Origin of the sequence: Campylobacter concisus, assembly GCF_003049705.1 — a bacterium.
In the GTDB taxonomy this organism is placed as follows: Bacteria; Campylobacterota; Campylobacteria; order Campylobacterales; family Campylobacteraceae; genus Campylobacter_A; species Campylobacter_A concisus_AR.
Genome location: NZ_PIRF01000008.1, coordinates 33,438 through 54,871 on the forward strand (window position 1 = coordinate 33,438; position 21,434 = coordinate 54,871).

Here is a 21,434-nt window from a genome sequence, read left to right on the forward strand (position 1 = left end):
AGATGCAATGTTAAATAGCTTATACTCAGGAAATCGTCTTAGGGTTGACTTCTCTAATGTCGTTAAGGAGATAGACGTTCCGAACCTACTACAACTACAAAAAAAGAGCTTTGATAATTTTTTAAATCTAAATAACAATCAAGCAGAAAGCGGTATAGAAAAAGTTTTTAAATCAATCTTTCCAATACATGATCCACAAAATCGTTTGACTTTAGAATATGTTGGCTCAGAAATTGGAAAACCAAAATATACAATCAGAGAGTGTATAGAAAGAGGTCTTACATACTCTGTAAATTTAAAGATGAAAATACGTCTTATCGTTCATGAGAAAGATGATAAGACAGGTGATAAAGTCGGTGTTAAAGATATAAAAGAACAAGAAATTTTTATACGCGAAATTCCACTAATGACTGATAGAATTTCATTTATTATAAATGGTGTTGAGCGTGTTGTTGTAAATCAACTCCATAGAAGCCCAGGTGTTATTTTTAAACAAGAAGAGAGCGCGACTGTTGCAAATAAATTAATTTATACAGCTCAAATAATACCTGATCGTGGCTCTTGGCTACATTTCGAATATGACACAAAAGATATTTTATATGTTAGGATAAATAAACGTAGAAAAGTGCCAGTAACTATATTATTTAGGGCGCTTGGATATAAAAAACAAGACATTATTAAGTTGTTTTATCCAATACAAAATTTAATTATTAAAAATAACAAATTCTTAACTCTTTTTAATCCTGAAGATTATTTGGGAAGAGTTGAATATGATATAAAAAACGAAGATGGAGAAATTCTTCACCAAGCAGGCAAACGTCTAACCAAGAAAAAAGCTGATAAGTTGATTGAAGATGGCGTAAAATTTGTTGAATACCCAGTTGAAGCACTTATTGGTAGATATTTGGCAAATCCTGTAATAAATACAGAGAGTGGAGAAATTTTATATGATACACTATCTGCTCTTGACGAGAATAAACTCTCAAAAATTTTAGCTGAACATGAAACTATTGAGATTATAAATAACTCTGCTGCAGGTGTTGATGATGCGATTATAAATTCTTTCATAGCTGACAACGATATGCTTAAGGTTTTAAAACAAACTGAGGGCGTGGATGATGAAAACGATCTTGCAGCTATTAGAATTTATAAGGTTATGAGACCAGGAGAGCCAGTTGTCAAAGAGGCTGCAAAGAGTTTTGTAAATGATATGCTATTTAACCCTGAGAGATATGATTTAACAAAAGTTGGTCGTATGAAGATGAATCATAAGCTCTCACTTGATGTACCAGAATACGTTACCTTACTAACAAGCGAAGATATCATAAAAACTGCAAAATATCTTATAAAGGTTAAAAACGGACAAGGTCACATTGATGACCGAGATCACCTTGGCAACCGCCGTATAAGGTCAATCGGTGAGCTACTCGCTAGCGAACTTCACCTTGGTTTTGTAAAGATGCAAAAGGCAATCCGCGACAAATTTACAAGCTTAAGCAATAATACTGAAGAGATTATGCCATACGACCTTATTAACCCAAAAATGATCACAGCTACAATTATGGAATTTTTTACAGGTGGTCAGCTAAGCCAGTTTATGGATCAGACAAACCCACTTAGCGAAGTTACTCACAAGCGCCGTCTATCTGCGCTTGGTGAGGGCGGTTTAGTAAAAGAGCGTGCTGGCTTTGAGGTGCGTGACGTTCACCCAACTCATTACGGCAGAATTTGTCCGGTTGAGACTCCAGAAGGTCAAAATATTGGTCTTATCAATACGCTTTCAACTTATGCAAAAGTGAACGATCTTGGCTTTGTTGAAGCTCCTTACAAAAAAGTTATAGATGGCAAAGTGACTGATGAGATAGTTTATTTAACCGCAACTCAAGAAGAGGGTAATGTTATAGCTCCAGCATCAACTAAACTTGATGAAAATGGACACATCGTTGAGGACTTGATTGAGGTTAGAAAAGATGGCGAGATGATGCTTGCCCGTAGAGAAGATGTTGCTTTGATCGACCTTTGTTCTGGTATGATAGCTGGTGTTGCGGCTTCACTTATTCCATTCCTAGAGCATGATGATGCTAACCGTGCTCTTATGGGTTCAAACATGCAACGTCAGGCAGTGCCACTGCTTCGCTCAACTGCTCCTATTGTTGGAACAGGTATGGAAAGCGTTATCGCAAGAGATGCATGGGAAAGCGTAAAAGCAAAACGTAGTGGTGTGGTTGAAAAGGTTGACAATAAAAATATATTTATTTTAGGCGAAGACGAAGCTGGTCCATATATCGATCACTACTCTTTGGAGAAAAATTTAAGAACAAACCAAAATACGACTTTTTCTCAACATCCGATAGTTAAAAAAGGTGATGAAATCGTTGCCGGTCAAATAATTGCTGACGGTCCAAGTATGGAAAAAGGCGAGCTAGCTATCGGTAAAAATGCACTAATCGCATTTATGCCTTGGAATGGCTATAACTACGAGGACGCGATCGTTATTAGTGAAAAAATGATACGTGAAGATGCCTTTACGAGCGTTCATATTTATGAAAAAGAGATCGAAGCTCGTGAGCTAAAAGATGGCGTTGAAGAGATAACAAAAGATATACCAAATGTTAAAGAAGAGGAGCTTATGCACCTTGATGAGAGCGGTATTGTTAAAATTGGTACAGAGATCAAGCCTGGCATGATCCTTGTTGGTAAGGTATCGCCAAAAGGCGAAGTTAAGCCAACTCCAGAAGAGAGGCTACTACGCGCTATCTTTGGTGAAAAAGCTGGTCATGTGGTCAATAAATCGCTCTACGCTTCAGCTTCGATGGAAGGCGTGGTTGTTGATGTTAAAATTTTTACCAAAAAAGGATATGAAAAAGATAGCAGAACAAATAAAGCTTACGAAGAAGAGAAGACTCTTTTAGAAAAAGAACATCATGATAGACTACTTATGTTGGATCGCGAAGAGATGCTAAAAGTTACAGCACTTCTTTCTAAAAATCCACTAGCAAGTGATCAAGAGGTAAATAAAAAAGAGTATAAGAAAGGCTCAAAGATCAATAAGGCTGATCTTGAAAATATAAATAGGTTTACTCTAAATGCTATCGTTAAAAGCTTTTCAAAAGATATTCAAAAGAAATACGATGAGCTAAAAAATTACTTCCAAAATGAGAAGAAAAAGCTCAAAGAAGAGCACGATGCTAAGATAGAAATTTTAGAAAAAGACGACATTTTACCAAGCGGCGTTGTAAAACTTGTAAAAGTTTACATAGCTACAAAGCGCAAACTAAAAGTTGGCGATAAGATGGCTGGACGTCACGGAAACAAAGGTATTGTTTCAAATATAGTAAGAGAAGTCGATATGCCTTACCTTCCAAGCGGTCAGATCGTAGACATCGTGCTAAACCCACTTGGTGTTCCAAGCCGTATGAATATCGGTCAAATTTTAGAGAGCCACCTTGGTCTTGTTGGCTACCGTTTAGGCGAGCAGATCAATGAAATTTTTGAAACCAAAAAAGGCGAGTGGATAAAAGAGCTAAGAGCTAAGATGATAGAGATAGCAGGTGTTGCTAAGCTAATGGATGCTAAAAAAGCTCTTGGTAAGATGAGTGATGAGAAGCTTCTTGAGTATGCAAAAGATTGGAGTAATGGCGTAAGATTTGCAACTCCGATTTTTGAAGGCGTTAAAGCTGACGAATTTGCAAAACTATTTGAGATGGCAAAGATAGATAGCGACGGAAAAACTGAGCTATATGACGGACGTACAGGCTCAAAGATAAGAGAACGCGTTAATGTTGGTTGTATGTATATGCTAAAACTTCACCACTTGGTTGATGAAAAAGTTCACGCAAGAAGCACTGGACCATACAGCCTTGTTACGCAGCAACCTGTCGGCGGTAAGGCGTTATTTGGTGGTCAAAGATTTGGTGAGATGGAGGTTTGGGCACTTGAGGCTTACGGTGCTGCTCATACACTAAGAGAGATGTTAACCGTAAAATCAGATGATGTTGAGGGAAGACTTTCTGCTTACAAAGCTTTAACAAGAGGTGAAAACGTTCCTGAGACTGGTATCCCTGAGACGTTCTTTGTTCTAACAAACGAGCTAAAATCACTAGCTCTTGATGTAGAAGTATATGATGAGGATGAGACAAATGAAACTAACTAATTTAAAACCAGTTGAGATAAAAGAAGAGCATAGACCTCGTGATTTTGAAGCTTTTCAACTTCGTTTAGCAAGTCCTGAGAAGATAAAATCTTGGAGTTATGGCGAAGTTAAAAAACCAGAAACTATCAACTATCGTACACTAAAACCTGAGCGTGACGGCTTGTTTTGTGCGAAAATTTTTGGACCGATCCGTGATTACGAGTGCCTTTGTGGCAAATATAAAAAGATGCGTTATAAAGGCATCAAGTGCGAAAAGTGCGGCGTTGAAGTAACAACATCTAAGGTTCGCCGCTCTCGCATGGGTCACATTGAGCTTGTAACTCCAGTGGCTCACATCTGGTATGTAAATTTCTTACCAAGCCGTATTGGTGCACTTCTTGGTATTAAGATGAAGGATCTTGAGCGCGTACTTTACTATGAGGCATACATTGTCGATAATGCTGGTGAGGCTTATTACGACAATGAAAATTCTAAAAAAGTTGAAAAATACGACGTTTTAAATGAAGAACAATATCAAAGCCTAGCTTCAAGATATGAAGAGACTGGTTTTACGGCTAGAATGGGTGGCGAGGTCATCTATGATATGCTAGCCGAGCTTGATTTGATGGAAATTTTAAATCAACTAAAAGAAGAGATGGAGTCTACAAATTCTGAGGCCAAGAAAAAGACTATCGTAAAACGCCTAAAAGTTATCGAGAGCTTTTTAAATTCAGGCAATCGCCCAGAGTGGATGATGATAACAAATTTACCAGTTCTTCCACCTGATCTTAGACCATTAGTCAGCCTTGATGGTGGTAAATTTGCTGTTTCAGACGTAAATGACCTATATCGCCGCGTAATAAACAGAAATAGCCGTCTAAAACGTCTACTTGAGCTTGATGCACCTGAGATCATTATCAGAAACGAAAAGAGAATGCTTCAAGAGGCTGTTGATGCGCTATTTGACAATGGCCGCAGAGCAAATGCAGTAAAAGGTGCAAATAAGCGCCCGCTAAAATCATTAAGCGAGATCATCAAAGGTAAGCAAGGCCGTTTCCGCCAGAATTTGCTAGGTAAGCGTGTTGACTTCTCTGGACGTTCTGTTATTGTTGTTGGTCCAAAGCTAAAAATGGATCAGTGCGGTCTTCCAAAGAAAATGGCTCTAGAACTATTTAAACCACATTTGCTTGCTCGCCTTGAAGAAAAAGGCTATGCAACAACTGTTAAGCAAGCTAAAAAGATGATAGAAGATAAGACAAATGAAGTTTGGGAGTGCCTAGAAGAGGTCGTTAAAGACTATCCAGTTATGCTAAACCGTGCTCCAACACTTCACAAGCTTTCTATCCAAGCGTTTCACCCAGTGCTTGTTGAGGGCAAGGCGATCCAGCTTCATCCATTAGTTTGTGCTGCATTCAACGCGGACTTTGACGGCGACCAAATGGCTGTTCACGTGCCACTATCACAAGAGGCTATCGCTGAGTGCAAAATTTTAATGCTTAGCTCAATGAACATCTTGCTTCCTGCAAGTGGTAAGGCTATCACAGTTCCTTCGCAAGATATGGTTTTAGGAATTTATTATTTAAGCCTAGAGAGAAATGACGAAAAAGGTGCAAATAAAATTTTCTCAAGCGTTGATGAAGTAATGATCGCTGAAGAGGCTAATACTCTTGGTCTTCACGCTAAAATCAAAACAATGGTTGATAACAAGATCATCTTTACGACGGCTGGTCGCTTGATTTTAAGAGCCATACTTCCTGATTTTGTTCCTGAAAATATGTGGAATAAGATCATGAAGAAAAAAGACATTGCAAATTTGGTTGATTATGTTTATAGAAATGGCGGCCTTGAAGTAACGGCTGACTTCCTTGATAAGCTTAAAAATTTAGGCTTTAGATATGCGACAAAAGCGGGAATTTCTATCTCTATCGCAGACATTATCGTGCCTGATAGCAAGCAAAAATATATTGACGAAGCTAAGAAAAAAGTTCGAGAAATTCAAAAGCAATACGGCGCTGGTCTTTTAACAGATAGTGAGAGATACAACAAGATCATTGATATCTGGACAGATACAAACAACAGCGTTGCAAGCGAGATGATGAAACTTATCCAAAACGATAAAGGTGGATTTAACTCAATTTATATGATGGCAGACTCAGGTGCGAGAGGTAGTGCAGCACAAATTCGCCAGCTAGCTGGTATGCGTGGTCTTATGGCAAAACCTGATGGTTCGATCATTGAAACACCGATCATTTCAAACTTCCGTGAAGGTCTAAACATAATGGAGTACTTTAACTCTACCCACGGAGCTAGAAAAGGTCTTGCGGATACCGCGCTAAAAACAGCAAACGCTGGTTACTTAACAAGAAAGCTAATCGACGTTGCTCAAAATGTTAAAGTCACAATGCATGACTGCGGTACGCACGAGGGTGTTGAAATTACAGATATTACAGAGAGTGGCGAGCTAATAGAAAGCCTTGAAGAAAGAGTATTAGGCCGTGTTTTAGCAGATGATGTGATCGATCCTATAACAAATGAAATTTTATTTAGCGAAGGCACGCTACTTGATGAAGAAAAAGCTAGAGCTATAACTGAGGCTGGTATAAAATCAGTAAGCATTAGAACACCTATCACGTGCAAAGCACCAAAAGGCGTTTGTGCAAAATGCTACGGCTTAAATTTGGGTGAAGGTAAACTTGTAAAACCAGGTGAAGCAGTTGGTATCATTTCAGCCCAATCTATCGGTGAGCCAGGTACACAGCTAACACTAAGAACATTCCACATCGGTGGTACGGCTTCTACTGAGCAACAAGATCGTCAAGTAATCGCCCAAAAAGAAGGTTTTATCAGATATTACAACCTTAATACTTATGATAACGGCGATAAGAAGATCGTTGCAAATAGAAGAAGCGCGGCTGTACTACTTGTTGAGCCAAAGATTAAATCAACGATTGACGGCAAAATAGAGATCGAATATGCCCACGAAGATGTAAATATCGTGATAAAAGGTAAAAAAGAAGAGGTTAAATATACAATTAGAAGAAATGATCTTGCTAAACCAAATGAATTAGCTGGTGTTAGCGGAAAGATCGAAGGAAAGATGTATATACCTTATGTAAGTGGTGATAAAGTAAAAGAGAATGAAAGTATCGTTGAGATCATAAAAGAGGGTTGGAATATCCCAAATCGTATCCCATACGCTAGTGAACTTAAAATTTCAGACGGAGATCCGGTAACTCGTAAAATTTTAGCTGACGCAAATGGTGTGGTTAAATTTTTCATATTAAAAGGTGATTATCTTGATAGGGTTAAAGATATCAAAAAAGGTCACAAAGTAACTGAAAAAGGTTTCTTTGTGGTTGTTTCTGATAAAGATGGACGTGAGGCGGTTCGCCATTATATTCCAAGGAATTCTATCATTCAAGTTTCTGATAATGATGCAGTTGAGAGAGCGACAGTGGTTTCGTTACCTGAAAAAGATGATAAGTTGATTATTGCTGAGTGGGACCCATACTCAACTCCAACTATTGCTGAAGAAGCTGGCGTGGTTAGCTTTGAAGATATCGAGCCAGGATATAGTGCGACTGAGCAAGCTGATGAAGCGACTGGACAAAGACGTCTTGTTATCAATGAATACTTACCAAGCGGTGTAAAACCTGCGATTATTATCGCTACTAAAAAAGGAAATTTAATCAAGTATCCGCTTGATCCAAAAACTGCGATCTTTGTCTCAAGTGGTGATGAAGTAGCTCAGGCTGATATTTTGGCCAAGACCCCAAAAGCTGTCGCTAAGTCAAAAGATATCACTGGTGGTCTTCCAAGAGTTAGTGAGCTATTTGAAGCAAGACGCCCTAAAAATACAGCTATCGTTGCAGAGATTGATGGTGTGGTTAGATTTGACAAGCCACTTCGCTCAAAAGAGCGCATAATCATCCAAGCTGAAGATGGCACAACTGCTGAGTATCTGATCGAGAAAAGTCGTCAGATCCAAGTAAGAGACGGGGAATTTGTCCATGCTGGCGAGAAACTAACTGATGGGCTAATTTCAAGCCACGATATTTTAAGAATTCTTGGCGAAAAAGCGCTTCATTATTATTTGATTAGCGAGATTCAACAAGTTTATCGCCGCCAAGGTGTTGCGATCGCAGATAAACATATCGAGATCATCGTCTCTCAAATGCTTCGCCAAGTCAAAATCGTCGATAGCGGAAATACAAATTTCATAGTTGGCGATATGGTCTCAAGAAATAAATTTAAAGAAGAGAACGAGCGTATCATGAACATGGGTGGTGAGCCAGCTATTGCTGAGCCGATCCTTCTTGGTGTTACAAGAGCGGCTATCGGAAGTGATAGTGTGATCTCTGCTGCATCGTTCCAAGAGACAACTAAAGTCTTAACAGAAGCATCGATTGCTGCTAAATTTGACTATCTTGAAGATCTAAAAGAGAACGTTATCCTAGGACGTATGATTCCGGTTGGAACTGGTTTTTATAAGGATAAAAAAGTAAAAATCAAAGAAAACTAATACTTCAAGCCCCTATTTTGGGGCTTAACCTCTTTATAAAATTAAATCAATTAAAAATTTACAAGCTATTAACTATCGCCTAATAAAATCCTTATCTTTGAAATCACATCATGGAGAATTTATGAAAAACGTTGATCTTGGACTTTTATTTATACGTTTAGGACTTGGTATCTGCCTTTTTATGCATGGTTTTGGTAAAATTTTACATGGACTTAGTGGGGTAAAAGGTATATTAGTAAATGCTGGTTTGCCTGGATTTTTGGCATATTTTTCTTACCTTGGAGAGGTCTTAGCGCCCATTATGTTAATTATTGGTTTTTACTCAAGGGTAGGTGCTATTCTAGTTTTAGGTACTAGTATTACTATTTTATACTCGTACTATGGATTTGCAAATTTATTTGCATTAAATGAGGTTAATGGCTTTAAATCAGAGCTTATTTACCTTTATATTGCTATTTCACTTTGTATTCTTTTGATAGGTAGTGGCAAATATGCTGTCAAACAAGACTAATACAAAATAAAGACAGCAGAGTTTTTATAAAATCAAGAATTAGATGAGTAAGTCTAACTTATTAACCGTTATTTAAGTTTATTTTAAATAAAATTAGGTCTTTTTAATAAATTTAGTTGAAAGGAATTATTGTGCCAACCATAAATCAATTGGTCAGAAAAGAACGCAAGAAAGTGACTGTTAAGTCAAAATCTCCAGCGTTAAAAGAGTGCCCTCAAAGAAGAGGAGTTTGCACTAGAGTTTATACTACAACTCCTAAAAAACCAAACTCAGCTTTGAGGAAAGTTGCCAAAGTCAGGCTAACAAGCGGTTTTGAAGTCATCAGCTATATCGGTGGTGAAGGTCATAACCTACAAGAACACAGTATCGTTTTAGTTCGCGGCGGTAGGGTTAAAGACTTACCAGGTGTTAAATATCACATCGTTCGTGGTGCACTTGATACTGCTGGTGTTGCAAAAAGAACAGTTTCTCGTTCTAAATATGGTGCGAAACGCCCTAAAGCTGGCGCTGCAGCTGCAACAAAAAAGTAAAAATTTAGGTTCGCAGACGTTGCTAAAATTTGCAAACGTTTGAGTAAAATTTCATAAAAATTTGAAGGAAAGATCAAAATGAGAAGAAGAAAAGCCCCTGTAAGGGAAGTCTTACCTGATCCGATTTACGGAAATAAAATAATCACTAAATTTATTAATTCTCTTATGTATGATGGCAAAAAAAGCGTCGCTACTGAGATAATGTATGGTGCTATTAAAGCCATAGAAAAGAAAAATGCTGAGGTTAAAGGCATTGACGTTTTTAACGATGCTATTGAAAATGTAAAACCTATTTTAGAAGTTAAATCACGCCGTGTTGGTGGTGCTACTTATCAAGTACCAGTTGAGGTTCGCCCAGCTCGCCAACAAGCCCTTGCTATCCGCTGGCTTATAACTTACGCTAGAAAGAGAAGCGAAAGAACTATGATAGATAAACTAGCGAATGAGCTCTTAGATGCGGCAAACTCAAAAGGTGCATCTTTCAAGAAGAAGGAAGATACTTACAAGATGGCAGAGGCTAATAAAGCATTTGCTCACTACCGCTGGTAAGAAAGAATTAATATGGCAGAGAGAAAAACGCCTTTACATAAGGTAAGAAATATCGGTATTGCGGCTCACATTGATGCTGGAAAGACAACTACTAGTGAGAGAATTTTATTCTTTACTGGTATGAGCCATAAAATAGGTGAGGTTCATGATGGTGCTGCTACCATGGACTGGATGGAACAAGAAAAAGAGCGTGGTATTACTATTACTTCAGCTGCAACTACGGCATTTTGGAAGGGTTATCAAATAAACCTAATCGACACTCCGGGACACGTTGACTTTACTATCGAAGTTGAGCGTTCTATGCGTGTTCTTGACGGTGCTGTTTCAGTATTTTGTTCTGTTGGAGGTGTTCAACCACAATCAGAAACTGTTTGGAGACAAGCAAATAAATATCACGTACCAAGAATTGTTTTTGTTAATAAAATGGACAGAATTGGTGCAAATTTCTTTAGAGTTGAAGAGCAAATCAGGGAAAGACTAAAAGCAAACCCAATTCCTATTCAAATTCCTATAGGTGCCGAGGATAACTTTAGAGGTGTGGTTGACCTTGTAAGAATGAAAGCTTATGTTTGGAATGACGAGAAAAAGCCAACTGACTATGTAGAAGAAGAAATTCCAGCTGAAGTTAAAGATAAAGCTGAAGAATACCGCGCAAAACTAATCGAAGCTGTTTCTGAAACAGACGATAGCTTGATGGAGAAATTCTTTGCAGGCGAAGAACTAACTGAAGAAGAGATCAAAAAAGGTATAAAAGCAGGCTGCTTAAGAATGACTATCACACCTATGCTTTGCGGAACTGCGTTTAAGAACAAAGGTATCCAACCTCTACTTGATGCTGTTGTTGATTATTTACCAGCTCCAGATGAGATCGCAGCGATAAATGGTGTTTATGAAGATGGCACTGAAGTGACTGTTGAAAGTACAGATAATGGCGAATTTGCTGCTCTTGCGTTTAAGATCATGACTGACCCATTTGTTGGACAGCTAACATTTATCCGTGTTTATAGAGGAAGCCTTGAAAGCGGTAGTTATGCTTACAACACAGTTCAAGACTGCAAAGAGAGAATCGGCCGCTTACTAAAAATGCACTCAAATAAACGTGAAGAGATTACAGAACTTTTCGCTGGTGAAATCGGTGCTGTTGTTGGTCTAAAAAATACCCTAACCGGCGATACTCTTGCAAGTGAAAAAGATAAAGTTATCCTTGAGAGAATGGACTTCCCAGAGCCAGTTATTAGTGTTGCGGTTGAGCCAAAAACAAAAGCAGATCAAGAAAAAATGGCGATCGCTCTTCAAAAACTAGCTCAAGAAGATCCAAGCTTTAGAGTTAGCACTGATGAAGAGAGCGGACAAACTATCATTAGTGGTATGGGTGAGCTTCACCTAGAGATCATTGTTGATCGTATGCTTCGTGAATTTAAAGTAGATGCTGAAGTTGGTCAGCCACAAGTTGCATACCGCGAGACTATCCGTAAGTCAGTTGAACAAGAGTATAAGTATGCTAAACAATCAGGTGGTCGTGGTCAATATGGTCACGTATTCTTACGTATCGAGCCACTTCCAGCTGCTAGTGGATTTGAATTTGTTAACGACATCAAAGGTGGTGTTGTTCCAAAAGAGTACATCCCAGCTGTTGAAAAAGGTTGTAAAGAGGCACTTCAAAGCGGTGTTCTTGCTGGATATCCAGTTGAAGATGTTAAAGTTATACTTTTTGATGGTAGTTACCACGAAGTTGACTCATCTGAAATGGCGTTTAAACTTGCTGCTTCAATGGGCTTTAAAGAGGGCGCTAGAAAAGCAGGCGCGGTTATCCTTGAGCCAATGATGAAAGTTGAAGTTGAGACTCCAGAAGAGTATATGGGTGATGTTATCGGTGACCTTAATAAACGCCGTGGGCAAGTAAATTCAATGGATGATAGAAATGGTGTAAAAATCATTGCAGCTTATTGTCCACTTGCTCAAATGTTTGGCTACTCAACAGATCTTCGCTCAATGACTCAAGGTCGTGCGACTTACTCTATGGAATTTGATCACTACGAAGAAGTTCCTAAAAACGTAAGTGAAGAGATCATTAAAAAGAGAAATGGCTAATTAGCCAAAATAGGGCAGAGCGATCTGCCCTTTAAAATTTAACTACTTGAGTAAAAATTTAAACTAACTTGCAAATTTGTCCTCATAGCTCAGCTGGATAGAGCGCAGAATTCCTAATTCTGAGGCCACAGGTTCGAACCCTGTTGGGGACACCATCATACAATCGCCTTTGTAAAATACAAAGTGCTCAAACAAGTGTTTTTTAAATATACTAAAACGTATAATAAGATATAGCAATTTATAAAAATGCTCTTATGCTGATCAGTATAATATAGTAAAAGAAAAAATGTAAAGAATGGACTTTATAAAAAAGATTACAAGTGATATGCAAATAAGATCACTAATATCAAAGAGAAATTTTATAAAAACATAATGGTAAATGACTATATTTCCATCAATCTAGTCGGTTTATCTATATATGCATTCGTAGTGGGTTTAGCTTTTTTATCAATACGTTATATTATTAATTTTTATCTAAACTAATAAATTTTATCAACAAAAATTTTTATATATTTAATAATCCGTGCTAACATTTCAAAAATTTATTTAAGGAGAATAGATGAAAAAAATTTTACTTTTAGGAGCCGTTTGTTGCATGTTGTCAGCTGATGTTAAAACCGTTAACATAAGCCCAGATGAGATCAAAAAATATGATCAGATTATCGATATAAGAACTCCATCTGAGTGGCAAGAGACTGGCGTTATCGCAGGTGCAAAGACTATAACTTTTAATCCAAACGATAAGAGTGCATTTTTGGAGGAGCTTTCAAAGGCAGTTGATATCAAAAAACCTATTGCTCTTGTTTGCAGAAGCGGCAGAAGAAGTACGGCAGCAGCCGCAGCGATAGATAGCTCAGATCTTAAGATAATAAATTTAGATGGAGGTATGAGTAGCTTGATCGAGCAAGGCTATAAAACTACGCCTTATAAAAAATAAACAAATTTTGTAATCCTACATTTGACTATAAAATAAATTTATTTTGTAGTCAAATTTTATATCAAATAATAAAATTTATTATTTGATTAACCACTGATTAACTCTAACTATATATAATTTCATCATATTTACAATAAAGAAGGAGACAAAAATGTCAAAAGTTATTTTACAGTTAAACACAATTCAGGCTGATGCGAATGCACTTTACATTAAATTTCACGATCTTCACTGGAATGTAAAAGGTATTCAATTTTTTAGCGTCCATGAATACACAGAAAAAGCTTATGAAGATATGAGTGATATATTTGATGCAGTTGCAGAAAGAGCTCTTATGCTTGGCGGCAGACCTATCGCAAAGGCTGAGGAGTTAGCAAAAGTCGCTCACATAAAACACGAGCCAAAAGAAAGCTACACTCCGACTGAAGTTTTGGATATTGTTTTGGCTGATTACAAGCACCTTTTGGGCGAGTTTAAAAAGCTTGACGAGCTTGCAGAAGGCGATACAACAACTCAAATGTATGCACAAGATCAAATTGCAAAATTTGAAAAAGCCATCTGGATGCTAAACGCAACACTTAGCAAATAACTACTAGCGGGAGTTTTCCCGCTCTATCTAAATAAATTCTACTTTTTGGCGATATTGATTTTATAAATTCTAAGGAGCCAAAATGAAAATTTCTCAAATCGCAAACTCATATAATAATTCAAGCCTAAAAGGAAATGTAAAATCAGAAATTTCACTTCATAAAGATGAAAAGGATATTTCTAAAAAAGAGTCTGAAATTATAAATTTAACAGCCAAAGACATTTCAAATGGCTACTTTTTGCAGTATCAAAAAGAGATCGTTAAAAGTAGTAGTTCAAATTTATTAGCCCAAGGTAGCTTAAGCTTTAATGCGCCTAAAAATTTATCAGAAATTTTATCAGGACTTGATCTTGTAAGTACCGGCTATAACGGTAAATCTTTAAACGAGCTAAGTAGTGACGAGGCAGATGATCTTATTAGCGAGAATGGATTTTTTGGTATCGTAAATACGGCTGATAGGATAGCTAGCTTTGTGTTAAATGGTGCAGGTGATGATGTGGAAAAACTAAAAGCTGGTAGAGAGGGTGTGGCAAAGGGTTTTGAGGATGCGAAGAAAATTTGGGGAGGTGAGCTTCCTGAAATTTCACAAAAGACTATTGAAAAGACCCTTGAGACACTTGATAAAAAGATCGCCGAGCTTGGCGGTAACGTTTTAAATGTTTCAGCTTAACTATCTTAGGCAGGCTCGTCTAAGATAAATTTGTATGATCGTGTATATAAATTTAGATACGAGCCTTTAATTTCCCACAAAATTTATTTAATCTTAAAAGTTATACTTCTCCGTTTTACACTAAGGAGAAGAGATGAAAGCTAAAATTTTACTTCCACTGACAACTGCTATCATGTTTTTTGGTTGCTCATTTTTTGAAGACAATCCGCCGCTGCGAAAACAGCCAAGACAGGTCATGCAAAATAGACCAGTAAAAAGCTCAATCAAAGGTTTTATAAAAGAGGTTACATATAAAGATTCAAAATACTGCTATGAAATAGTGGCGAGCGATACAAAAAATCACAATCTCAATAAAGCAAATTTTTGTGCAAATAGGTACTATTATGATAAAGGTGACTTGGTCTATGCGACCTTTTATGCAGATAAACTTATAGATATGTTGCTTATAAAAGAGGGTGGCTCTAGTGGCTTATATAATGGTATAAAAAAGCCGCAAAATGAAGTGGTTATTAAAAGAAAAAATGTAAAAACAAATATCGAAGTACCAAAAGAGGAAAAAATTTCTTTTTAATTACCGTTGATTTACTGCTTGCTTATATAATTTCAACAGCAATCAAAACTAGAACTCCTTTTAAGGGGCAAAGCAATAGCCCCTTTTTCTTTTTACTCATTTTAATTTTTATCCTTAGTCTGTTTAAAATTATCAACTTTTATCTATTCTTGATTAATTACGGTAAACGATCGGTAACTGAAATTAAAAATTTTAAGCTTCATATTAAATTTTATTGATTATAATCGTCAGCACAAAAACCTTAAAAGGAGAAAAAATGAAACTAACAAAAATTAGTTTAGCCGCTTTGGTTGCTTTAGGTGCGTTTTCAAGCGTAGCAAGTGCTACTCCACTTGAAGAAGCTATAAAAAATGTAGATCTTTCAGGATTTGCAAGATATAGATATACAAATACTAGAGATAAAAGTGCTGATGCTTCAGCAACTCCTTCAGAAAATAGAAGTGATGCAAAACATAACTTTAAAATGATTACAAATTTTAAAGCTGCCATCGATGATAACTTCTTTGGTGTTATCGGCCTAAGATATAATGCAAATGACGGTTCAGGCGATAATGCTAAAGCTGGAACAGATAAAACAAATACAACTGATTCATTTAAAGTTTATCAATTTTATCTAGGCTACAAAGTAGGTGCTACTACTATAACAGCTGGTAAACAAGTTATAGGTTCATACTTTACTGATGATGCTGTCGGTACTGGTGTAAGAATAGTAAATGAAGATATCGAAGGTCTTACTTTAACAGCTCTAGCTTTTGATGCTATTGAAGGTGATGATACAGAAAGTGATGGTGATTTATACGCGGCTAAAGATGCAAATGGTGACGATATAAATAGGGTAAAAGTTTATGATTTTGGTAATCTATATGCAGCAGGTATAGCTGGTTCATATAGCCCAATAGACTTCCAACTATGGTATGCAAGCTTAACAAACCTAGCTGACCTTCTTGCTGCTGATGTAACTGCAAACTTTGCTATAAATGATGATGTTAGCTTGGGTGGTAGAATCAACTATGTAAATAGCACAGCAGATGCAAGCGCAAAATCACACCTATCTAAAAGTATAGATGCATCTAATGGCGTAGCAAAATATAATGATGGTAATTTCTATGCTGGTGAACTTACAGCTTCGCTATTTGGTCTTGATGCAAGATTAGGTTACATGGGCTGGAAAGTTCAAGATAAGGGCGTAACATCATTTGCATTTGAAGATAAAGGTAGCTTAATAGATGTAGGTGAGCTTACACTTGATCCAACTTGGGCTAATGGTAAAGCTAACTTAATATATGCAACAGCTGGATATACATTTGATAAATTCACAGTTGGTGCTGACTACATAAAAGGTCATATTAAACATGCTGCAGCTCCTGGCAAAAATGGCAAAGAAAAAGTTGAAGAGATTACTCCAAGATTTGCATACGCATATAGCAAAAAGTTAACATTTAGCTCATACTATGCATTCAAAACTTCAAAATTTGCTGATGAGGCTAAAAACAAAGAAGATCAATTCAGATTTGAAGCTAAATACTCATTCTAATCGTAGCTCATTAATCAACTTATGATATAATCCCGGGTCGGAGCAATCTGATCCGGGATTTTTAAATTTAGAGCAAAATTTTAAGGAAAGTTATGAAAAGTATTAAAATTTCTTTTTTGGCGTGTTTTTTGGTGGCAAATGCCTTTGCAGCTTCACAAGTCTACTATATAGAAGCTCGTGGTGAGTTTGGTAAAGAACTTGCTGAAATGGCAAAAAAGCAGGCTAATGATAGAAATGAAAAAGTAAATATCTATGTCGATGAAGATCCAAGACGCTATAAGGATAATAGAATTTTAAAATTGGGCGTTGATAGAAAGGGTAGATATAGTGTTTCTTTAGGTAAGGAGCTTTACGAAAAGCAATGTGCTAGCTGTCATGGCGAGAATGCTGATAAAAGGCCATTTGGTTCAACACCTCTAAAAAATATGGATGCTAAAGATATTGAAGATAGCATCATCTCTTATAGAAGTGACTCAAGTTTTGGTGGAAGCGGCAAAAATGTAATGCAAAACCAAGCTAAAATTCTTTCAAATAATGACCTTGGTGCGATTCTTGCCTATCTAAAAGGTAAAGATGCACTTGCAGATCAAGATACAAACGAAAATAAACCAGTTTCAACCGAAACAAAGCAAGGTAGTTATTTAAGATAAGTTTCGCTTTGGTAGCTTTGTCATATTATAAACAAAAGGAAACAGATGTTAAATCCAAAATCATTATTTTTAAGTATGGGCTCAGCTATCATTTTGATGATAATCTTTGCCATAGCTAGCGGAGCCGCTACAATAATAGAAAGTAAAACTAGCACAGAAGCTGCATGGTACTATGTTTATGGTGCCAGCTGGTTTGCGCTCATTCAACTACTTCTTGGTATAAATTTGACCTATAATATCTTTAGATATAACTTAATCGATCCAAAAAAACTCCCTTCGCTTATATTCCATCTTGGTTTTATCGTTATCTTAATCGGTGCTGGAATAACAAGATACCTTGGCTTTGAGGCTGACATGCATATAAGAGAAAAAACTCAGTCAAATATTGTTACGACAAAAATATCCTATTTAAATTTAACCGCATTAAACGATAATGGAGAAGAGATAAGCGCTGCTTTACCACTAGGACTTTCTGATGCAAAAAAAGGTTTTGATTTAAAGCTAAAAATAGCAGATAATGAAGCTAATTTAAAATTTAAAGAATTTGTGCCAAATGCAAGCTATAAGTTTGTGGATGATAAAAACGGGCAACCAGTAGTGGAATTTGTGGTTTCAAACGAGAGTGAAAGTGAAGAAATCTTCTTGTTAGAAGAAGAGGAAGCAAGAGTTGCAGATATTAGTTTTATCTTTAATGCTAAGCCAGATGAGAATAAAAAATATGTACTTTTTAAATTAGTGGACGGAAATTTCACAGTTACTTCAAATACTGATCTTTCAAAATTTACAATGAGTGATAGCTCAAAAACTGAATTAAAGGCTGGTAGTGTAAATGATTTTGGTATGGGCAGTCTTTACACTATTTCAAATATAAATTTTGCTCCAAGATTAGTTTCAGCTCATGCTTCAAGAAAGCTAGTTAGTACAAAAGATAGCGAATTTAACGCCTTGATAGCTGAATTAAATTATAAAGGCGAGAGTAAAGAGATGCATATTTTTTATAACCTAACAGAACCTTCACGCTTGGCTGTGGCTGGGCAAAAATTTAACGCTTCATGGGGCGCACAGCAAGTCAAACTTCCTTTTAGTTTATACTTAAAAGACTTTGAGCTTAAAAGATATCCTGGCTCAAATTCGCCTATGAGTTATTCAAGTGAAGTTATTGTAAAAGACGATACAAACATATCGGGGCTTGACTATAAAATTTATATGAATCATGTGCTTGACTATGATGGTTATAGATTTTTCCAAAGTTCATACGATACAGATGAAAAAGGAACGATTCTCTCTGTCAATAAAGATCCAGGCAAGATACCAACTTACATTGGCTACTTTTTACTTGGACTTGGCTTTGTGTTAAATGTTGTAAATCCTGGTAGCCGCTTTAGAAAACTAGCTAAGTTAATAGATAATGAATCAACAAAAGGTGGTAAAAAGGTTGTTGCTATTATTGCCATTATGCTTTTAAGTTTAAATTTTAGCTCATTAAAGGCTGAAGACTTTTTGCCTAATATCAGCAAAGAGCACACACAAAAGCTTTCTAGACTTATTGTGCAAAGCTCAGATGGTAGAATGAAGCCATTTGACACTCTTAGCAAAGAAATTTTAAATAAAATACATAGAAGCGAGAGTATAAATAGCCTAAATTCGAATCAAGCTATGCTTTCAATAATGGTAACGCCTGATTTTTGGCGAAGTGAAAAAATTATCTCACTTGGACAAAGTAAGGAGCTAAAAAAAGAGCTTGGCATAGATGAAAATGCAAAATATGCAAGTTTTAATGATTTTTTTAGAGCTACAAAAGATGGCGGAAGTGAATATAAACTCACAAAATTTGCTGAAATTGCTAATCGCAAGCACCCTGGATCACGCAATACCTTTGATAAAGACGTGATCAAGATCGATGAGAGATTGAACGTTTTTTATATGATATTTATTGGTGAAATTTTTAAAATTTTTCCAAAGCAAGATGACCCATCAAACTCTTGGTATTCACCTGCTAGTGCAATGATGTATTTTCCGCCTAAGGAGGCCGATCTAGTCATTAATATGATGAGAGAGTATTTTGCAGCAGTTGATGCAGCAACAAAAGATAATGATTGGAGTAAGGCTGATGCCACACTTGATAAAATTTCAGCCTATCAGCAAAAGTACGGTTCTGCTGTAATGCCAAGTGAAGAAAAGATAAATATAGAAATTTTGTTTAATAAAATTCAAATTTTTGAACGATTGACGCCGGTTTATCTTTTGGCTGGCCTTGCACTTTTATTTTTTGTTTTTGTCAAAATGCTAGCTCCAAAAGTTCAGATAAATGGTATTGTAAGAGTTGTATACACTGTAAATTTACTAGCTTTTCTTGCTCATACTGTCGGACTTGGACTTCGTTGGTACATTGCTGAGCATGCGCCTTGGAGTAACGCTTATGAATCAATGGTCTATATCTCATGGGCTCTAGGATTTTCTGGTATCGTCTTTGCAAAACGTAGCCCTATCGCTCTTGCTCTTACGTCTATATTGGCTGGTGTTACATTGTTTGTTGCGCACCTTAGCTGGATGGATCCGCAGATCACTACACTTGTGCCAGTGCTTCAAAGCTACTGGCTAACAATACATGTTTCCGTCATTACTGCAAGTTATGGATTTTTAGGGCTTTGTGCGTTACTTGGTGGCTTTACACTATTGCTTATCATTTTACAAAATAAGAAAAAGCCAAATCCAGAAATTTCTCGCAATATCCTCGAAGCTACCCGTATAAATGAGATGGCTATGATACTAGGACTTAGCTTGCTTACTCTTGGAAATTTCCTAGGCGGTGTTTGGGCGAATGAGAGCTGGGGCAGATATTGGGGCTGGGATAGTAAGGAGACTTGGGCGCTAGTTTCGATACTTGTTTATGCCGCAGTTCTTCATATAAGATTTATCCCAAAGCTAAACAACCAATATGCGTTTGCAGTGGCTTCATTTTTTGCTTATTGGTCGATTATTATGACTTATTTTGGCGTAAATTTTTATTTAGCTGGTATGCACTCGTATGCAGCTGGCGATCCATTACCAGTGCCTGATTTTGTCTGGATTAGTATCGTAATAATGGTGCTTATGAGTGTTTTAGCATTTACAAAGCGCTCACTTTGCTCAAGGCTTTAGATGCTAATAAAAGGTCTAATAGTTTTCTTTATTGTATTGCTTTTAATCGCAATTTGTGCGTTAATCTATTTACTTTTAAGAAATAGAGATTATAGCGCCGAAATAAAGGAGCTTGCATTAGAAAAAGAAGAGATAACGATCGAAAAGCTTGAAAAGCTTGCGGGTGATAATAGTTTAAGCAAAAACGAGCTTTTCGAACTTATTCAAATCTTTGTAGGAAATTTTAGTATACCAGCTAAAAATAACCAAGTCATGCCAAAAGAGGCAAATAACTATATAAATTTTATAATTTTAATCTGCTCTCATAAAAATTCTGATGCAAAGCTCATTAGTTTTTTAGACAAAGAAGCTAAAAAGAAAAACCCAAGCTACATTGTCGAAATAGAAGAGAGTGAAAAAATCGGCATAGAAAATCGCAAAAATCGTAGATAAATTTATTCAAAAAGTGTAGTTAAAATATCTTAAAATTAAGTTTGGTTTAAAAATGGGTTCTTATGATATTGATTCTATGTATGTGGTATTTCTTATTTTCTTTTCAATCGTATTGCCTATATTTTTGATAATTCCTACAGGTAGATATAATATAAAGGTTTATGCGAGTAAATTTGATCTAATTGGACTTCATCTAATTTTTCCAATTATTATATTGCCTGCTTTGGTAGGTATTTTTATTTTAGTTTGTAGCTTTTTAAATATTTCAGATTATACTGGTTTAAGCTTTGTATTCTATGCTTTTTTGATTCTAATGATGGCCTATATAATTTATGGTTTTTATGTTTGTATCAGATACAACTACGGCTTTTTTCATTGTATCGTAGCGCTTTTCTTAAGATTTAATTATGTTATGCCGCTTATTTATCTGCTCTTTTTAGGCGGAAAAAACTACAAAGATGACAAAGAGATAACTTCTAAAAATATTAAAGACTTAAAATTTTTTGATCAGTTTAGATTTTCCATTTATAATTTAATTGCTATTAGAAACTAAAAGTATTTTAAGAGCATTAAAGGTT

15 protein-coding genes and 1 tRNA gene are annotated in these 21,434 nt (G+C 36.3%); all 16 read left to right on the forward strand.

Going from position 1 to position 21,434, the window contains the following annotated elements; genetic code table 11:
- Positions 1-7 precede the first annotated feature (7 nt).
- The 16 genes from rpoB to CVT05_RS08575 all read left to right on the forward strand — a co-directional run bounded on the left by rpoB (position 8) and on the right by CVT05_RS08575 (position 21,409).
- Positions 8-4,153 (forward strand): DNA-directed RNA polymerase subunit beta, encoded by a 4,146-nt coding sequence (rpoB, locus tag CVT05_RS08500; protein ID WP_107698474.1) that lies wholly within the window; start codon positions 8-10, stop codon positions 4,151-4,153.
- Entirely contained in the window at positions 4,140-8,654 is a 4,515-nt protein-coding gene (gene rpoC, locus CVT05_RS08505; RefSeq protein ID WP_021091033.1) for a DNA-directed RNA polymerase subunit beta', read from the forward strand. The genes rpoB and rpoC overlap by 14 nt, the downstream gene beginning before the upstream one ends.
- A gap of 121 nt (positions 8,655-8,775) precedes the next feature.
- Complete coding sequence (locus CVT05_RS08510) at positions 8,776-9,165, forward strand: DoxX family protein (RefSeq protein ID WP_087585693.1); 390 nt, start codon at positions 8,776-8,778, stop codon at positions 9,163-9,165.
- A gap of 131 nt (positions 9,166-9,296) precedes the next feature.
- Positions 9,297-9,695, forward strand: coding sequence for a 30S ribosomal protein S12 (rpsL, locus tag CVT05_RS08515; RefSeq protein ID WP_021090705.1), 399 nt, complete (start codon positions 9,297-9,299; stop codon positions 9,693-9,695).
- 78 nt (positions 9,696-9,773) lie between these two features.
- On the forward strand, positions 9,774-10,244 hold the full coding sequence (gene rpsG / locus CVT05_RS08520) for a 30S ribosomal protein S7 (protein ID WP_021090980.1): 471 nt from the start codon (positions 9,774-9,776) through the stop codon (positions 10,242-10,244).
- Positions 10,245-10,256: 12 nt separating this feature from the next.
- The gene (fusA, locus tag CVT05_RS08525; RefSeq protein ID WP_107698475.1) at positions 10,257-12,335 is read left to right on the forward strand and encodes an elongation factor G; all 2,079 of its coding nucleotides are present in this window, start codon (positions 10,257-10,259) and stop codon (positions 12,333-12,335) included.
- 78 nt (positions 12,336-12,413) lie between these two features.
- Positions 12,414-12,490: transfer RNA gene (locus CVT05_RS08530), tRNA-Arg, on the forward strand.
- Between the two features lie 404 nt (positions 12,491-12,894).
- The gene (locus CVT05_RS08535; RefSeq protein WP_021090898.1) at positions 12,895-13,272 is read left to right on the forward strand and encodes a rhodanese-like domain-containing protein; all 378 of its coding nucleotides are present in this window, start codon (positions 12,895-12,897) and stop codon (positions 13,270-13,272) included.
- Positions 13,273-13,423: 151 nt separating this feature from the next.
- Positions 13,424-13,858, forward strand: coding sequence for a Dps family protein (locus CVT05_RS08540; protein ID WP_107686540.1), 435 nt, complete (start codon positions 13,424-13,426; stop codon positions 13,856-13,858).
- Between the two features lie 82 nt (positions 13,859-13,940).
- Positions 13,941-14,528 (forward strand): hydrogenase-4 component G, encoded by a 588-nt coding sequence (locus CVT05_RS08545; RefSeq protein WP_107698476.1) that lies wholly within the window; start codon positions 13,941-13,943, stop codon positions 14,526-14,528.
- Between the two features lie 133 nt (positions 14,529-14,661).
- Positions 14,662-15,099: a hypothetical protein gene (locus tag CVT05_RS08550; RefSeq protein ID WP_107698477.1), complete on the forward strand. Its 438-nt coding sequence runs from the start codon at positions 14,662-14,664 to the stop codon at positions 15,097-15,099.
- 256 nt (positions 15,100-15,355) lie between these two features.
- On the forward strand, positions 15,356-16,633 hold the full coding sequence (locus CVT05_RS08555) for a major outer membrane protein (RefSeq protein ID WP_107698478.1): 1,278 nt from the start codon (positions 15,356-15,358) through the stop codon (positions 16,631-16,633).
- A gap of 92 nt (positions 16,634-16,725) precedes the next feature.
- A complete protein-coding gene (locus tag CVT05_RS08560) occupies positions 16,726-17,283 on the forward strand; it encodes a c-type cytochrome (RefSeq protein ID WP_107698479.1) in 558 nt (185 codons plus the stop codon).
- Between the two features lie 45 nt (positions 17,284-17,328).
- Positions 17,329-20,424, forward strand: a complete 3,096-nt coding sequence (gene ccsA / locus CVT05_RS08565) for a cytochrome c biogenesis protein CcsA (protein WP_107698480.1) — start codon at positions 17,329-17,331, stop codon at positions 20,422-20,424.
- A complete protein-coding gene (locus CVT05_RS08570; protein ID WP_084108329.1) occupies positions 20,425-20,856 on the forward strand; it encodes a fatty-acid--CoA ligase in 432 nt (143 codons plus the stop codon). It abuts the gene before it with no gap.
- A gap of 52 nt (positions 20,857-20,908) precedes the next feature.
- Positions 20,909-21,409, forward strand: coding sequence for a hypothetical protein (locus CVT05_RS08575; protein WP_234400589.1), 501 nt, complete (start codon positions 20,909-20,911; stop codon positions 21,407-21,409).
- Positions 21,410-21,434 lie beyond the last annotated feature (25 nt).

Bases quoted from the DNA above. Each gene is read 5' to 3' on its own strand.
- rpoB (WP_107698474.1), top strand. From the start codon at position 8: ATGTTAAATAGCTTATACTCAGGAAATCGTCTTAGGGTTGACTTCTCT.
- rpoC (WP_021091033.1), top strand. From the start codon at position 4,140: ATGAAACTAACTAATTTAAAACCAGTTGAGATAAAAGAAGAGCATAGA.
- CVT05_RS08510 (WP_087585693.1), top strand. From the start codon at position 8,776: ATGAAAAACGTTGATCTTGGACTTTTATTTATACGTTTAGGACTTGGT.
- rpsG (WP_021090980.1), top strand. From the start codon at position 9,774: ATGAGAAGAAGAAAAGCCCCTGTAAGGGAAGTCTTACCTGATCCGATT.
- fusA (WP_107698475.1), top strand. From the start codon at position 10,257: ATGGCAGAGAGAAAAACGCCTTTACATAAGGTAAGAAATATCGGTATT.
- CVT05_RS08535 (WP_021090898.1), top strand. From the start codon at position 12,895: ATGAAAAAAATTTTACTTTTAGGAGCCGTTTGTTGCATGTTGTCAGCT.
- CVT05_RS08540 (WP_107686540.1), top strand. From the start codon at position 13,424: ATGTCAAAAGTTATTTTACAGTTAAACACAATTCAGGCTGATGCGAAT.
- CVT05_RS08545 (WP_107698476.1), top strand. From the start codon at position 13,941: ATGAAAATTTCTCAAATCGCAAACTCATATAATAATTCAAGCCTAAAA.
- CVT05_RS08550 (WP_107698477.1), top strand. From the start codon at position 14,662: ATGAAAGCTAAAATTTTACTTCCACTGACAACTGCTATCATGTTTTTT.
- CVT05_RS08555 (WP_107698478.1), top strand. From the start codon at position 15,356: ATGAAACTAACAAAAATTAGTTTAGCCGCTTTGGTTGCTTTAGGTGCG.
- CVT05_RS08560 (WP_107698479.1), top strand. From the start codon at position 16,726: ATGAAAAGTATTAAAATTTCTTTTTTGGCGTGTTTTTTGGTGGCAAAT.
- ccsA (WP_107698480.1), top strand. From the start codon at position 17,329: ATGTTAAATCCAAAATCATTATTTTTAAGTATGGGCTCAGCTATCATT.
- CVT05_RS08570 (WP_084108329.1), top strand. From the start codon at position 20,425: ATGCTAATAAAAGGTCTAATAGTTTTCTTTATTGTATTGCTTTTAATC.
- CVT05_RS08575 (WP_234400589.1), top strand. From the start codon at position 20,909: ATGGGTTCTTATGATATTGATTCTATGTATGTGGTATTTCTTATTTTC.